At 58.6% G+C, this 14,317-nt stretch carries 14 protein-coding genes; 8 read left to right on the top strand and 6 right to left on the bottom strand.

What is annotated here, in order from left to right; all coding sequences use genetic code 11:
* Positions 1–1,128: COG4223 family protein (locus FGE21_RS20025; protein ID WP_176695370.1), on the top strand; the 1,128-nt coding region annotated here is incomplete at its 5' end.
* Positions 1,129–1,138: 10 nt separating this feature from the next.
* On the top strand, positions 1,139–2,629 hold the full coding sequence (locus tag FGE21_RS05925; RefSeq protein WP_139662375.1) for a heme biosynthesis protein HemY: 1,491 nt from the start codon (positions 1,139–1,141) through the stop codon (positions 2,627–2,629).
* A gap of 110 nt (positions 2,630–2,739) precedes the next feature.
* On the opposite strand, the gene FGE21_RS05920 is transcribed toward FGE21_RS05925, so the two are convergent.
* From FGE21_RS05920 to modA, 6 genes are all read right to left on the bottom strand, one after another.
* Entirely contained in the window at positions 2,740–3,273 is a 534-nt protein-coding gene (locus FGE21_RS05920; protein ID WP_139662374.1) for a biotin transporter BioY, read from the bottom strand.
* Between the two features lie 35 nt (positions 3,274–3,308).
* Complete coding sequence (locus FGE21_RS05915) at positions 3,309–3,899, bottom strand: energy-coupling factor transporter transmembrane protein EcfT (protein WP_139662373.1); 591 nt, start codon at positions 3,897–3,899, stop codon at positions 3,309–3,311.
* Positions 3,892–4,527 (bottom strand): energy-coupling factor ABC transporter ATP-binding protein, encoded by a 636-nt coding sequence (locus FGE21_RS05910; protein ID WP_370285485.1) that lies wholly within the window; start codon positions 4,525–4,527, stop codon positions 3,892–3,894. Before FGE21_RS05910 ends, FGE21_RS05915 begins: the two co-directional genes overlap by 8 nt.
* A gap of 140 nt (positions 4,528–4,667) precedes the next feature.
* The gene (modC, locus tag FGE21_RS05905) at positions 4,668–5,780 is read right to left on the bottom strand and encodes a molybdenum ABC transporter ATP-binding protein (protein WP_139662371.1); all 1,113 of its coding nucleotides are present in this window, start codon (positions 5,778–5,780) and stop codon (positions 4,668–4,670) included.
* Positions 5,777–6,481 carry a molybdate ABC transporter permease subunit gene (gene modB, locus FGE21_RS05900; protein ID WP_139662370.1) on the bottom strand — a complete coding sequence of 235 codons (705 nt, stop codon included), beginning with the start codon at positions 6,479–6,481 and terminating at the stop codon, positions 5,777–5,779. The genes modC and modB overlap by 4 nt, the downstream gene beginning before the upstream one ends.
* Positions 6,481–7,254: a molybdate ABC transporter substrate-binding protein gene (gene modA / locus FGE21_RS05895; RefSeq protein ID WP_139662379.1), complete on the bottom strand. Its 774-nt coding sequence runs from the start codon at positions 7,252–7,254 to the stop codon at positions 6,481–6,483. Before modA ends, modB begins: the two co-directional genes overlap by 1 nt.
* A gap of 255 nt (positions 7,255–7,509) precedes the next feature.
* Between modA and FGE21_RS05890 the strand changes: the two genes are divergently transcribed.
* From FGE21_RS05890 to FGE21_RS05865, 6 genes are all read left to right on the top strand, one after another.
* A complete protein-coding gene (locus tag FGE21_RS05890) occupies positions 7,510–8,142 on the top strand; it encodes a TetR/AcrR family transcriptional regulator (protein ID WP_139662369.1) in 633 nt (210 codons plus the stop codon).
* Between the two features lie 37 nt (positions 8,143–8,179).
* Positions 8,180–9,757: a 5-guanidino-2-oxopentanoate decarboxylase gene (locus tag FGE21_RS05885; protein ID WP_139662368.1), complete on the top strand. Its 1,578-nt coding sequence runs from the start codon at positions 8,180–8,182 to the stop codon at positions 9,755–9,757.
* A 223-nt stretch (positions 9,758–9,980) separates the two neighbouring features.
* The gene (locus FGE21_RS05880; RefSeq protein ID WP_139662367.1) at positions 9,981–10,997 is read left to right on the top strand and encodes a C4-dicarboxylate TRAP transporter substrate-binding protein; all 1,017 of its coding nucleotides are present in this window, start codon (positions 9,981–9,983) and stop codon (positions 10,995–10,997) included.
* A 95-nt stretch (positions 10,998–11,092) separates the two neighbouring features.
* Positions 11,093–11,767 carry a TRAP transporter small permease subunit gene (locus FGE21_RS05875; protein WP_139662366.1) on the top strand — a complete coding sequence of 225 codons (675 nt, stop codon included), beginning with the start codon at positions 11,093–11,095 and terminating at the stop codon, positions 11,765–11,767.
* On the top strand, positions 11,764–13,161 hold the full coding sequence (locus tag FGE21_RS05870; RefSeq protein ID WP_139662365.1) for a TRAP transporter large permease: 1,398 nt from the start codon (positions 11,764–11,766) through the stop codon (positions 13,159–13,161). Before FGE21_RS05875 ends, FGE21_RS05870 begins: the two co-directional genes overlap by 4 nt.
* A 271-nt stretch (positions 13,162–13,432) precedes the next feature.
* On the top strand, positions 13,433–14,164 hold the full coding sequence (locus tag FGE21_RS05865; protein WP_139662364.1) for a response regulator: 732 nt from the start codon (positions 13,433–13,435) through the stop codon (positions 14,162–14,164).
* The last annotated feature ends 153 nt before the right edge of the window (positions 14,165–14,317 follow it).

Genomic DNA, 14,317 nt, shown 5'->3' with positions numbered 1-14,317 from the left:
ACCGAGACCGAGACCGAGACCGAGACCGAGACCGAGACCGAGACCGAGACCGAGACCGAGACCGAGACCGAGACCGAGGATAGGAGTGCGGACCAATCCATGCCCTTGCCCGTCATCCAGGAGCGCATTGTAGAAAAACGCGGGGGCTTCGGCACCGCTCTGCTCGGAGGAGTAGTTGCTGCGCTGATCGGATTTGTCGCCGGGAAGGGGCAGTTTCTGGATAGCTTCTTGCCGCCATCGCTGCGTGACACCCCCGTAAATCTGGAACCTCTTGAGACGGCGCAGGCGACGATGACATCAGAGCTTGCGCGTCTGCGCAGCTCCGTGGCGGAGATTGATGTCCCTGATCTGGGTCCGATTCTTGCCCGCGTCGATGCGCTCGAAGCCGCAGTGAACGACCAAAGCGCGCAACAAGACGCGACCGATGCCAGCGCCGAGATGGAGCAGACCCTTCGCGCGCTTTCTGACAAGGTGGCAGAGTTGGAATCGCGCCCCCTCACAGCAAGCCTGTCCGAGGATGTCGTCGCCGGATTTGAGGCAGAACTGGAACGCGTGCGCGACAGCCTGAGCGAACAGCAGGCCGAGGTGGAACGGATGGTCGCAGAAGCACAGGACATGGAGCGGATCAGCGCCGAAGCCGCACGTATTGCATCCGCGCAATCCGTGGTGGCAAGATTGCGATCTGCGCTTGATGCCGGCCTGCCGTTTTCCGGGCTGTTGGACGAACTTTCACAGCTTCAGGTCTCCGTTCCCGACGCGCTGAAGACCGTAGCGGACACTGGTGTCGCCACTTTATCGGGGTTGCAGGACCAGTTTCCGCCTGTCGCCCGGAGCGCACTCGCGGCCGCGCGTGAAGAGACGAAAGATACGGGCAGCCTGCTTGATTTCATGCAACGCCATCTTGGTGCGCGATCAGTCGTGCCCAAGGAGGGGGATGATCCTGATGCGATCCTGTCCCGTGTGGGGGCTGCGGTGAACGAAGGCCGTATTGCAGAGGCCCTGCAGGAGCTGACCAACCTACCCGAGGCAGGTCAGGCCGCTGTTTCCGAATGGCAAATGGCTGCCAAAACCCGTCTTGACGCAGAAGCCGCCACCGTAGCTCTGTCGCAAAGCCTGAACGCCAATTAAGGACGCTGCCATGCTCTGGTCATTGTTAAAGATTCTTGTTTTCGTTTCGATTGTCGCACTGCTTGCTTTTGGCGCAGGTGTGTTGATGGAAACTGCCGGCGGCGTGCAGATAACGGTCGCGGGCACGGAATACACACTTGGGGCGCTGACCTCTGTTCTCGCTTTGCTGGGTTTGATGCTGGCCACCTGGCTGTTGTTCAAACTGCTGTCATTGCTGGTTGCGACGCTGCGGTTTCTGAATGGCGACGAAACCGCGCTGTCGCGGTATTTTGACAAGGGGCGGGAGCGGCGTGGATATCAGGCGCTTGCTGACAGCCTGATGGCGCTGGCCGTCGGTGAGGGCCGCACGGCTCTGTCCAAAGCCGCGCGTGCCGAACGCTATCTGCAGGATCCGGCGCTTACCGATCTGGTTGTTGCCCAGGCTGCCGAGATGGCCGGAGACACCCGAAAGGCATCAGAGGCATACAAGAGGCTGCTAGCTGACCAGTCCACCCGCTTTGTGGGGGTGCGCGGAATCATGAAGCAGAAACTCTCGGAAGGCGATACCGAGACGGCCCGACATCTGGCCGAGAAAGCGCTGGCTCTCAGGCCGAAACACGAAGAAGTTCAGGATACTTTGTTGCGACTGCAGGCGCAGGCAGAGGATTGGGCCGGCGCGCGCCAGACGCTGGCCACCAAACTCAAGACAGGCACTTTGCCACGTGAAGTTTTCAAACGGCGCGATGCTGTGCTGGCTCTGTCTTCGTCCAAGGCACTGTTGTCAGAGCTTGCCACGCCCGAGCAGCAGGAACAGGCCATCGAGGCCAACCGGTTGTCGCCGGATCTGGTTCCCGCAGCTGCGCTCGCGGCGCGTGGATATATAGCCAAAGGCAAACCGCGCAACGCGGTTCGCATCCTCAAAAAAGCCTGGGAGGCGCAGCCCCATCCGGATCTGGCGCAGGCCTTTGCCGAAATCGTCCCGGATGAATCGCCCCAGGACCGGGTGAAGCGCTTTGAACCGCTGCTGAGGCTCAAACCTGATCATGATGAAACCAGGCTTGTGCGCGCAGAACTGCTGATCGTGGCCGAGGATTTCCCGGGGGCGCGCCGCGCGCTGGGCGATCTTGTGGACCGTGCTCCGGATGCCCGGGCGCTGACGCTGATGGCCGCGATCGAAAAGGGGGAAGGCGGGGCCGATGTGCTGGTCCAGGGGTGGCTGACGCGCGCTCTGACGGCGCCGCGCGGTCCGCAGTGGGTTTGCGATAGCTGCAACCATATCCACGGCGAGTGGATGCCCGTGTGCGAAAACTGCGCGAGCTTTGACACCTTGACCTGGAGGCGTCCGGAGGTGACCGAACATAGCTCTGCCAGTGGGGCAGCAATGCTTGCTCTGATGACCGGGAACAACAATGCGTCGCAGGGTGCGATCGCAATTCTGGAACCGGATCTGACCGACAGCCAGGACAGTCCGGGCGGCCCGGAGATTGATAACGAGGCCGTCGATGATAGCGGAAAACCGTAGCTTTCCGGATGTGAGATTGGTCGCCTGTTCGTTGAAAGCGGCGACGCGTTGAGCGTTTCCCCATCGCAACACAGGCGCGGCGATGGGGGTTTTTATGATGCTGCCGGTCTTCAGAGATCGGGGAGGGCCCTGCGTACTTCGCGGGCGATAATCACCGTCAGAACAGCTTTGATTATGTCGCCCGGCACGAAGGCGATGGACCCGGTGAACGCCTGTCCGAGGGTCAGATCAGCGACTTGAGCCAGCCATGGAACCCCCAGCAGATAGACAACTCCGACGCCGCCGATGAGGACGTAAATCAGCGACAGCAGAAACGGGGGGCGTCCGGCGTGGCGATCGAACAGAAACCCGATCACAAATGCGCCAATCGGAAAGCCAAGTAAAAACCCGCCTGAGGCGCCAAAGAACACGCCCGCGCCGCCGCGCCCTCCGGCCAGGAGTGGCAGACCGATAGCCACCAGAGCCAGAAACAATACGATCGCCAGGCCGCCACGTTTGGCTCCCAACAATGCGCCGGCGAGCATAATACCCATCGATTGGGCTGTGATCGGGACGCCGGTTGCCAGGGTGATCTGGGGAATGAGCCCAAGAGCTGCCGTCAGAGCCGCAAACAGGGCAATATAGACGGTATCCTTAGTGGTCATTTTCTTTCCTTTGTGTTGCATGTGGTGTGTGGATTTCACGATCCGCGCGCGTCAATCGCATCAGAGACTTCGTCTGCCATTCGGATGGTGCGTATGATTGCGGGGATCGCCAGTGAGAGGATGTTGCGATCCAAGCCGCGGGCGCGTTGCGCCTCTCTCACGTCGTGGACGACATGGGACAGGACCGGGATGAAACGCAGCGTGAGAGAAATCGCGAGACTGACGCGCTCTGGATTCACTCCGATGCGGCGCAATGGCCCAAGTCCTGCGTTTATACCATCGATCATATCGCTGGATCTTGTGGTCAGGGTCAGAAGACCGGCAAGCATGAGCAAGACGGCAAGCCGGATCAGAACATACAGCCCGATAATCCAGCTGTTGAATATGACCTGGGCTGCGAAGATCAAGCCGAACACCCATACGGCCGGCCGGATCTGTCCCCAAGCCCGGGAGAGCGGCAAGCCTGCAATACGGTACAGGACCAACGTGGCGGCCAGCATTGCGGTTGAAAAACCGATGTGATCCACAGCGAACAATGCGCTGCCGACCGCGGCAAGACACAGGATCTTCCACCCGGGTTTGAGCATGTGGACCGGCGATGTGCCCGCCTGGTAGAGATCAAGCATCCTGCATGGCCTCGATATAGCGGCGCAGGGCCGTGTCCGGATGATCGTCGGCCACGACCCGACCCTCATCAAACACGATGACGCGGTCAAAATCCGACACAAGATCAAGGTCATGGGTGACGACGATCGCGGTCTGGCTCAGGGATGCGATAGCCTGCTGAACCTTCAGTTTGTTCCTGAGGTCAAGCAGGGTCGTGGGTTCGTCAAAGACGATGTAACGGGGCTCCATGACGAGGACGCCGGAAATGGCGAGCAACTGTTTCTGGCCACCACTAAGCGTATGAGAGGGTTGGTGCCGGAGTCCGATCAAATCGTAGCGTTGCAGGATATTCTGAACCTTTGCCTCGCGCTCGGCTGGGGACAGACCATGGTTCTTCAAACCATAGGCCACGTCCTCTTCCACGATTGGAAACACGATCTGATTGTCGGGGTTCTGAAAGACGAACCCTACGCTCTGTCGGATTTTGCGGCCATCCGACCGGGAGTTCAGCCCGTCTACCAAAACCTGACCATCGGTCGGAAGATGGAGACCATTCAACAGCCGAGCGAAACTGCTCTTGCCACTGCCGTTGCTACCCACAATGGCGATACGCCGTTCCGAGAGTGTGAGCGAAATGTCCCGTAGCACGCTACGCCCACCCAAGGTCAAACTGACATTTTGGACATCAATCATTGGCCGATGTACCTCGCCCGCATCTGCGGATCTCGGAGTGGTGAACATATTGCGCGCTATAGAGGATCGGATGATAAATGCCAATAATATATTATCTATAAAATACCGGTCGGTGCAGAAGACCCTCCCCCACCGATGTCCTCGGGTGCGATGGCGACTGATTTCACAATCGCAAAAGCCTGGGTTCCGGGTGCAAGGCCAAGCAGGTTTGCGGATCTCTGCGTGATGCGCGCGACAATCGGACCCGATTGCGTTTGCAGGGTTACAAGCGCCCCGGGACCCTCTCCTGCCCGAATGGAGCCGACGGTGCCGGGTATCACGTTGAGGGCCGACAACCCTTCCGGCATGCGATTGGACAGGATGACTTCATGGGCGGAGATCCTCATGCGCATCCGCGTGCCGATGGGCCTGTCGACGCGGGGGACAAACAGCGCCACGCCGCCTGCGTCCAGCTCGCTCAGCCCGTCTTCATGATGGCTGACCAATGTTGCCTGCAATACCGAGCCGACGCTGCGAACACCGGTCGGAACCACGTTGGGATCCGACAAAACCTCGCTTGCGGGTCCGACTTGCGTCACGCGCCCGCCATCCAGCACAACGACAGTTGTTGCCAGCCGTGCGACCTCGGCCGCGGAGTGGGTCACGTAGAGGATCGGCACACCCATCTCATCTCGGATGCGTTCGAAGTATGGCAGGATTTCCAGTTTGCGGGGCAAATCGAGCGCAGCAAGCGGTTCATCGGCCAGGATCAGGTCAGGGGAGGCCAAGAGCGCCCGACCGATTGCGACACGTTGTTTTTCACCACCTGACAGATGCGCCGGATATTGGTTGAGCAGGGATCTCAGGCCAAGCATTTCGATGACCTGATCCTGATCGCCGGTGCGGCCCCGTGCGGGGATCAGGCGGCGGCCGTAGAACAGGTTCCTTTGGACCGAGAGGTGTGGAAACAGGCGGGCATCCTGGAATATATACCCCAATCGCCGCTTGCGGGGAGGTAGAGAGATCCTCGAAGCGGCATCAAACAGAACGGTTTCGCCGACCTTTATCTGCCCCCGGTCCGGTTTCAAAAGACCCGCAACTGCGTTGATCAGGGTTGTCTTGCCCGATCCAGACCTGCCAAAAATTACCGTCAGCCCCGATGGAACCGAAAACGTCGCATCGAGGGTAAATCGCCCTTGCTGAAGGCAGAGGTCTATCTCGATCTTCATGTCCGTGTCAGGCCCGAGGCAAGTCGACGGTTCAGAAACTCGGACAGAAGAAGCGCCGAGAATGACAGAACCACAGAGACCAAAATCAATTTGAGCGCCGGTCCTTCACCGCCGGGAACTTGTAAAAGCGCGTAGATCGCCGAAGGCAAGGTCTGGGTCTCGCCGGGGATATTCGCGACGAAAGTAATCGTGGCGCCGAACTCTCCCATCGCTTTTGCAAAGGCCAGCGTTGATCCTGCCAGCAGCCCCGGGAGAGCCAGAGGAAGCGAAACGCTCATGAATATCCACGCGGGTGACGCGCCGAGCGTGGCGGCGGCCCGTTCCAGACCGGGATCAATCAGCTCGAACGAGAGCCGCAAAGACCGAACCAGCAAGGGGAACCCCATGATGCCCGCCGCGAGCGATGCCCCGGTCCAGCGAAAGGCGACGGTTAATCCGAGAGGTTCGAGCAAACGTCCGATGGGCCCCATTGGCCCGAAGGTCAGAAGCAGCAAATAGCCCGTAACGACAGGCGGCAGGATGAGCGGCAGATGAACCAGCCCATTCAGGATCTGCTTGCCCGGAAATGTCCGGCGCGCAAGAATATAGGCCACCAGTATCCCGAAGGGGAGGCTGATCAGCGTCGCCCAGAAGGCGACTTTTATCGACAGGCGGACCGCAAGCCACTCATTGGGGCCAAGCCAAAAGTAGCTCTCCTGCATCAGCTGGATTTCAAGGGCAAAAACCCTTGTCCGACAAAGCGTTGCTGAGCGAGCGGAGAGTGAAGGAACTTCAGGAAAGCATCCCCGGCATCCGAAGATCTGAGTGCGGCGACGGGGTACACAATGGGGGGGTGTATGCGGTCATCAATATGTAGCGCGATCGTGACCCGGGGCTCTGCGGTGGCGTCGGTGGCATAAACGATACCATATGGCGTCGCTCCGCTCGCAACAAGCGCCAGCGCTGCGCGAACATTGTCTGTTTCCGCGACAAAGGGCACAAGCGCTTGCCAGATCCCGGAGGATTGCAACGCCGATTTGCCATAAATCCCGGCAGGAACCGCATCTGTTTGAGCCATGGCGAGGCGCCTCTGGCCTAGTGCTGCCGGCAATTCTGACAGGGTTTGTAGCCCCTCTTCTCCCTGAGCTGACACGATAACCAGCTGGTTTCGAAACAAATCTTCCCGGCTGCCGTCAACCAACAGGTCTTTTTCGTCCAGATAATCCATCCACGCCTCATTGGCGGAGAGGAAGATATCGGCAGGGGCGCCCAAGGAAATCTGTCGGGCCAGAGCCGAAGATCCCCCATAGGATGCCAGCACGGTATGCCCCGTCCCCCGTTCAAAGTCCTCGATCGTCTCGTCCAGCGCCGTTTTCACGCTCGCGGCCGCAAAGATACGAAGTGTATCCGCCAACGTCGGCTGTGGTCCTACACTTATCGCGCCTAGCACCAGAAGTAGGAGCTGTATGTATAGATATGGGTTTTTAACCGTCATATGATCCAACCAATCCGGCGCTTCCCTTCCGAACCTATGAAGCCGCTCCAAGGGGTGCAACGTATATATTCAACGGGAAAATGCAGACTTCGACCCTGCTGGGCCGGTCTCCTCCACCGTCTCACGCGTCACGCCGGTTCGATGCGATCGGTTTTCGCAGGCGGGTGCCACGCAATCCTGTCCGGGACGGGAGAAAAATCATCTTGCTTCCGCCCCATTATTGTACAAATGTGCAGTAAGCATGTGGAGCTTTGAATGCCTGACAGCAAACCAAAATTTCGTCGCGAAAGCCCAGAGCAACGCCGGGTTCAGTTGATCGAGGCCACCCTGAGGGTGATTGCCCGAAAAGGCGTATCGGCCGCGACGGTCAGGGAAATATCTGCCGAGGCTGGGGTCGCATTCAGTCTCATTCGACATCACTTTAACACCAAAGAAGACCTGATGTATGCGGCCTATGCCTATCACATGCGAAAAATGGCGCAGGCGTCACTCGCGGCGGCGACCGACATGGGTCGCCCGCTGAAAGACCGGATCAGGCAGTGCATTCGGGACACGCTTTCGCCCCCGGTCACGGATGGCGCCGCGCTTCAGGTCTGGGCGGGGTTCATTCAGATGGTGCCACATGATGCACGTATGAAGCAGATCCACATGGAGACCTACCTTGGGTTTCGGGATGCTCTGGAACCCCTGATTATTGAGGCTCAGGCAGCTCAGAAACAACCAGCGGAGCCAGCCCTCGTTGAGCAAAAGGCCATCGCCTGCAACGCCGTGCTGGACGGGCTTTGGCTTGAGGGCTCCATGCTTCCGGATATGCTGCCGACCGAGCAATTGATCGCCGTCGCCGAGTTCGCGATTTTCGCCATACTAGGGCCCATCGATCTGGATTGAGCACGGGTCAAATTCTCCCTCCACAAGGACACGATCAATGAAAACGGTTGGACAGGCGCTCGCCCGAAATCTCGTTGCGCGGGGTGTCGAGATTGTCTTTGGCATCCCCGGAGTCCACACGATCGAGCTCTATAGGGGGATCGAGGGCGCTGATATCCGGCATATTACACCGCGCCATGAGCAGGGCGCGGGCTTTATGGCCGATGGCTATGCGCGGGTTTCCGGTAAACCCGGGGTGGTGTTTGTGATCACCGGTCCTGGTCTGGTGAACACTCTGACGGCCATGGCGCAGGCCCGTGCGGACAGTGTGCCCATGTTGGTGGTCACTGGGGTAAACAGGCGCGACAGTCTGGGCAGAGGTCTTGGATTGCTGCACGAACTGCCTGACCAGCTTGGCCTGTCCGCCACTGTTGCAAAACATTCGGAACGCATAAGCTCGGCTGATGATCTTGAGAATGCCCTGATCCGGTCCTTCGATGCGCTGCGGGGACGGCCCGCGCCGGTTCACATTGAGGTCCCGACCGATGTAATGCCCCTGGAGGGACCAGAACGCCTGTCTGGCAACCGTCCAGGAACGCCCGCGCAGCCAGACCTGCAGGAGATTTTTGAACATCTTTCCCAAAGCCGCCGACCGGTGATCCTGGCTGGTGGCGGGTGCCGCCGACAGGATGCGGCACTCAGATGTCTTTCTGAAAAGCTGGACGCTCCGGTTGTGCAGACGGTGAATGCCCGAGGGTTGATGCATGCTCATCCGCTCATCGTTGCCGCCAGCCCATCGCTGAAATCGGTGCGCGCGTTGCTGGAGGAGGCGGATTGCGTTCTGGCGCTTGGTACAGAGCTGGGCCCGACCGACTACGATATGTACGCCACCGGCACCTACCCGGAGATGGCGAACCTGATCCGGATCGATATTTGCCCAGAGCAACTCTCCCGCCACCCGGCCCGGGCCGTTTTGGAAGGGGATGTAGACATTTGCCTGCCCCTTCTTGCGGCGCATGCAAAGGCCAAGACAGCATCAGACGGCGCGGCCCGCGCGGATGCGTCCAGAAGGGCAGCCCGCGACGAAGTCGAACGACTGGCTCCGGGCTACGGCCAGTTGATTTCGCAAGTTGAAACGCTGCGCGCCGCCCTGCCCGGATCTGTGATGGTCGGCGACTCGACGCAGGCGGTGTATGCCGCAAACCTGGCCTACGATCATGACCGACCGGGCGGCTGGTTCAACGGAGCAACCGGTTTTGGTGCGCTTGGATACGCGATCCCTGCCGCGATTGGCGCGGCTCTTGCGGATCCCGGTGCCCCGGTTATCGCCTTGATGGGCGATGGAGGGGCTCAGTTCACCCTGCCGGAGTTGGGGGTGGCCAGCGATGAAAATCTTCCCATTCTGTTTGTGGTCTGGAACAACAACGCTTTCCTTGAAATCGCAAATTCGATGGAAGACGCGGGGATCTCGGCCACCGGATGCCATCCGGGCGCACCAGATTTCGGTGCAATCGCATCCGCATATCGATTGCAGTACAGGTGCACATCGCCAACGGAACTCGCCGAAGCCCTCGCCGATCTCTTGCCGCTCAAGGGGCCAACGTTGCTGGAAATCGATATGGTAGCTTCGGTCTGATTTGGCACCTGAGGACCGTCCGATGGCACCTCTGCCCGTATGACCGCCGGAAACTGCGCCGGGCCCTACATATGGGCCGGCCTGTCCTTCGGCGTTGATCATACGGAGAAACTGATGCGTGACTATTGCGGACAGTGACAAATTTTGGGTTGGCAAACTGCCACATACCGGCGATCTTAGCCCGGTACAGCGCACGCCTGATGCGCAGATGGGGAGGAAAATCATGAAGAAATTTCTAGGGCTGACGGCTGTCGCGACACTGAGTTGTGCTTTTGCAGCAGAGGCAATGGCGACAGAATGGAACGTGTCGGTTTGGGGAAAGCGCCGCGCCTTCACCGAACATGTTGAGAAACTGGCTGAGCTGGTTTCCGAAAAGACCGACGGCGCCTTCACCATGAACATCAGCTACGGTGGCCTGTCGAAAAACCGTGAGAACCTTGATGGGATCTCCATCGGTGCGTTTGAAATGGCGCAGTTCTGTGCGGGGTATCACCGCGACAAGAACCGGGTGATTACGGTACTGGAGCTGCCTTTCCTCGGCGTTTCCAATCTGGAAGAAGAAGTCGCTGTATCTGCGGCGGTTTACAACCATCCAGCAGCCACAGAAGAAATGGCGCAATGGAACGCCAAACTGCTGATGACCTCCCCGATGCCGCAATACAACCTCGTCGGCACCGGCACGCCCCGGGATGAGCTTGCGGAGTTCGAAGGAATGCGTGTCCGCGCCACCGGCGGGATTGGTGAGGCCTTCAAGGCCGTCGGGGCCGTTCCGACATCTGTGACCTCCTCCGAAGCCTATCAGGCCATGGAATCCGGTGTTGTGGACACTGTTGCCTTCGCACAGCACGCCCACCTGAGTTTCGGCACGATCAACCGCGCTGAGTGGTGGACCGCGAACCTCAATCCCGGCACTGTCAACTGCCCCGTGGTTGTCAATATAGACGCCTACGAAAGCCTGTCCGATGCAGAGCGCGAGGCGCTGGATAGCTCGGTGCCCGAAGCATTGGATTATTACCTGTCCAACTACGGCGAGCTGCTGAAGAAATGGGACGAGGTGCTGGCTGAAAAAGGTGTCGAGAAAGTCGAGCTTTCAGACGAGGTCATCGCTGAGTTCCGCGCTCAGGCGGCGGATCCCATCCGCGAGGCCTGGATCAAAGACATGGAAGCTCAGGGTCTTCCGGGACAGGAATTGTATGATCTTGTAACCGAGACACTTGCCGCCCATCGCAGCGGCAACTGATCGCCATCGGGAATGCGCCGGGCTCGGGCCGAGTTGTCCGAGGCCGGCGTATTTGCGTTCTCAAACACTCAACCCCACATTGAACGGACACAGGAATGGCAGGCTCATCCACCGTGCTCAGCGACTCCAGCCTGCTCTCCAGGCTGGACAGGGCGCTGTTGCCAATCGAACGCGCTACGGCACTCGCCAGCGGAGTAGCAGCATTCTCGCTCATGTTTCTCGCGGCATATTCTGTAGCGGGGCGTCAGCTTGACCGGACATTTCTGGCTCCGCTTTTCGACAAGATTGGGCTGATGGACGGGCCATTGCCCGGCTACGTCGACTATATCGAAACCCTGATGCCGCTGATTGCGATCCTGGGCGTTTCCTACGTTCAGCGCGAGGGTGGGCACATCCGCATGGATATCCTGGTGGGGCGCCTGCACGGACGGGCCCTGTGGTTGTTTGAATTTATCACCGTCCTGTGCATGCTCGTACTTGTTTTGGCTCTGGTCTGGGGCTCGTGGGCCCATTTTGACCGGTCTTTCGACTGTGCACGCCCCTTGTGTTCCCGGGACAGCTCGATCGACATCGGCCTGCCGATCTGGCCGTCCAAGCTGATTGTGCCTGTTGCCCTGACCATTCTGTCCGCACGCTTGATCCTGCAGCTCATGGCCTATGCACGCGCATTCTTTCTCAATATCGACTCCCCCCCCGCTGTTCCCCTGATCCAATCCATCGCTGATCAGGCGGCAGCCGAGGCAGAGCAACTCAAGGAGGGGTCGAAATGAGTGAAATTCAAATCGGCATCTGTGTCACCGGTGGCATGCTGTTTCTGGTCATTCTTGGTATGCGAGTTGCCTTTGCCGCCGGTTTGGCAGGGTTCATAGGCCTTGTCTGGCTGCGTTGGAGCGGTTTCGGATATGATCCGGAACGCTTCACCAAAGCGGTGGAGATCAGCGTCAAAATCGCCGGGCAGGTTCCACACTCGAAGGTCTCCAGCCAGGCTCTGAGCTTGATCCCGACGTTCATCCTCATCGGCTATCTCGCCTATTATGCGAAGCTGACAGGCGCTTTGTTCGAAGCGGCCAAACGATGGATCGCCTGGGTTCCTGGCGGCCTGGCAGTATCGACTGTCTTTGCAACAGCGGGCTTTGCGGCTGTCTCTGGCGCGTCGGTTGCCACGGCTGCGGTCTTCGCAAGAATTGGCATCCCTGAAATGCTTGCGGCAGGATACAACAAACGTTTCGCAGCGGGCGTGGTGGCTGCGGGGGGCACGCTGGCTTCGTTGATCCCGCCCTCTGCAATCTTGGTGATTTACGCAATCATCGTGGAGCAGGACGTTGGAAAGCTTCTGCTTGCTGGATTTATCCCCGGAGCGTTCTCTGCCGTCGTCTATGCCGGTCTGATCATTGCGATCGCCATGATTTTCAAATCCGTCGGCCCCCCGGTGACGGGTTACACATGGAAGGAGCGCTTTGTGTCTCTTCCTCCGGCACTGCCGATTTTTGCGGTCGTCGTGATCATCATCTTCTTCGTCTATAATCCCTTCGGCGAAGCCTGGGGGACCCCGACCGAAGGCGGTGCTGTCGGCGCCTTCATCGTGTTTGTCGTGGCGCTGATCAGGGGCATGCGGCTGCGCCAGCTGATCGACGCGCTGTTGGAAACGGCCAAGCTGACAGTGATGATCTTCACCATCATCTGGGGTGTCCTGATCTACGTCCGGTTCCTTGGGTTTGCCGACCTTCCGCATGCATTTGCAGATTGGATTGCCTCGCTGAATTCGCCCCCGATGCTCATCCTGATATGCATTTTGCTCGCATACGCGGTCCTTGGGATGTTCATGGACGCAATCGGCATGCTGCTCCTGACCTTGCCGGTCGTCTATCCCGCGGTCATGGCGCTGAATGGCGGTGAAACCGTCTCTGCGGCGGAGTCTGCTTTCGGAATGTCGGGGCCGATGTGCGCAATCTGGTTCGGGATACTGGTGGTGAAAATGGCAGAGTTCTGTCTGATCACGCCTCCGATCGGCCTGAATTGTTTTGTGGTTGCCGGGGTTCGCGATGACCTTTCGGTGCAGGATGTATTCCGGGGCGTCACCCCGTTCTTTGTGGCAGACGCTGTGACCATTGCTTTGCTTGTCGCTTTCCCAGCGATCGTTCTCTGGCTGCCGAGCTTGGCCTAGCAGGCTTGCCAAGTTGCCGGATGGCCGATTCCCCTGACTCTGGAGTCGGCCATCCGGGGCAATGGTCGTGAAGTAGACGCAAAAAATTTCCACCTTCTGCGATTATAAGTATAGGCGGCCTCTTTTTTCATATCCGAAAGGAGTTCATTAATTCAATTCGACGACTCTTTCCTCTGAGAACGCCAGTTCTGGGGTGGTACAGTTCAGTTGGTTTCACTGGTTGCGAAACCGCGGTCCAGAAACGCCGCCTAGTATGAGTAGAGGTCAAGATATGTCCAAAGTACAATTGCCAGACTACGCGTTGACGTCCGGTGCAAAACCCGTGCTGCTGAACGTGCTATCCATAGATGATGACGAAATCGACCGGATGCGGCTTCTGAAAATTTGCCGAAAGGCAGGGTTGATGGTCGATTTTACCGAAGCCGCCAACCTGGCCGAGATGCGCGAATGTCTCGATATTGAGAGCTTCGACCTTGTTTTTATTGATCACAATCTTGGTATGGACACAGGGCTGGATGCCCTGGGCGTTCTGATGTCTCATGAAGATCAGGTGAGCGCTATCCCGATTATGCTCACCTCGTCGGTTGACTATCACATCGCTGTTGAGGCAATGCGCCGGGGATGCGCCGACTATATTGTCAAAGACGAGCTGTCTGTGGATGCGCTGATCAAATCAGTGACGTCGGCCATAGAGCGTCGCGCCTTGTACGGCGCCTTGACGGATGCGCGTGCATCAGAGTCGGAACTGAAATCGGTCTTTGAGCGCTTTATGGTAAGTTGCGGTCCGGAAATGCGGGAGCTTCTCCGCCGCAGTATGATGGGCGTTCGCTCTGTCAAAATGCAGGCCCGCAGCGACGATTCAGTGGATCCCACGCTCCTGTCCAACCTGTCCATGTTTGAACGAAGCGCGAAAGATCTGGTTTGCTTCATGGATGACCTGGAGACCGTCGTTGGAGAGGGCAGACGTTTGACCGTCACCGAATTGCGCAGACGTATACAGTAGGCCGGACCTTCCAATTTTGAATTCCAGTGAAGATTGCAATTCAAAATTCCCGGATCGCCCTTACGGGCCCAGTATCGAAAAATATCGGTCACCTGTCGTCAAATTGAAATCACATGAACCTTTTCAAGTCTGCAACTGCGACGGTCTGGTTTC

This window comes from Phaeobacter sp. B1627 (assembly GCF_006265095.1).
Classification (GTDB): Bacteria; Pseudomonadota; Alphaproteobacteria; order Rhodobacterales; family Rhodobacteraceae; genus Epibacterium.
This window is presented reverse-complemented; position numbering and strand designations above follow the sequence as displayed.

What these genes read in the sequence shown, in the direction of transcription:
- FGE21_RS05920 (WP_139662374.1), bottom strand. Translation starts at nt 3,273, where the DNA reads ATGACCACTAAGGATACCGTCTATATTGCCCTGTTTGCGGCTCTGACG.
- FGE21_RS05915 (WP_139662373.1), bottom strand. Translation starts at nt 3,899, where the DNA reads ATGCTTGATCTCTACCAGGCGGGCACATCGCCGGTCCACATGCTCAAA.
- modB (WP_139662370.1), bottom strand. Translation starts at nt 6,481, where the DNA reads ATGCAGGAGAGCTACTTTTGGCTTGGCCCCAATGAGTGGCTTGCGGTC.
- FGE21_RS05865 (WP_139662364.1), top strand. Translation starts at nt 13,433, where the DNA reads ATGTCCAAAGTACAATTGCCAGACTACGCGTTGACGTCCGGTGCAAAA.
- FGE21_RS05885 (WP_139662368.1), top strand. Translation starts at nt 8,180, where the DNA reads ATGAAAACGGTTGGACAGGCGCTCGCCCGAAATCTCGTTGCGCGGGGT.
- FGE21_RS05875 (WP_139662366.1), top strand. Translation starts at nt 11,093, where the DNA reads ATGGCAGGCTCATCCACCGTGCTCAGCGACTCCAGCCTGCTCTCCAGG.
- FGE21_RS05870 (WP_139662365.1), top strand. Translation starts at nt 11,764, where the DNA reads ATGAGTGAAATTCAAATCGGCATCTGTGTCACCGGTGGCATGCTGTTT.
- FGE21_RS05890 (WP_139662369.1), top strand. Translation starts at nt 7,510, where the DNA reads ATGCCTGACAGCAAACCAAAATTTCGTCGCGAAAGCCCAGAGCAACGC.
- modC (WP_139662371.1), bottom strand. Translation starts at nt 5,780, where the DNA reads ATGAAGATCGAGATAGACCTCTGCCTTCAGCAAGGGCGATTTACCCTC.
- modA (WP_139662379.1), bottom strand. Translation starts at nt 7,254, where the DNA reads ATGACGGTTAAAAACCCATATCTATACATACAGCTCCTACTTCTGGTG.
- FGE21_RS05880 (WP_139662367.1), top strand. Translation starts at nt 9,981, where the DNA reads ATGAAGAAATTTCTAGGGCTGACGGCTGTCGCGACACTGAGTTGTGCT.
- FGE21_RS05925 (WP_139662375.1), top strand. Translation starts at nt 1,139, where the DNA reads ATGCTCTGGTCATTGTTAAAGATTCTTGTTTTCGTTTCGATTGTCGCA.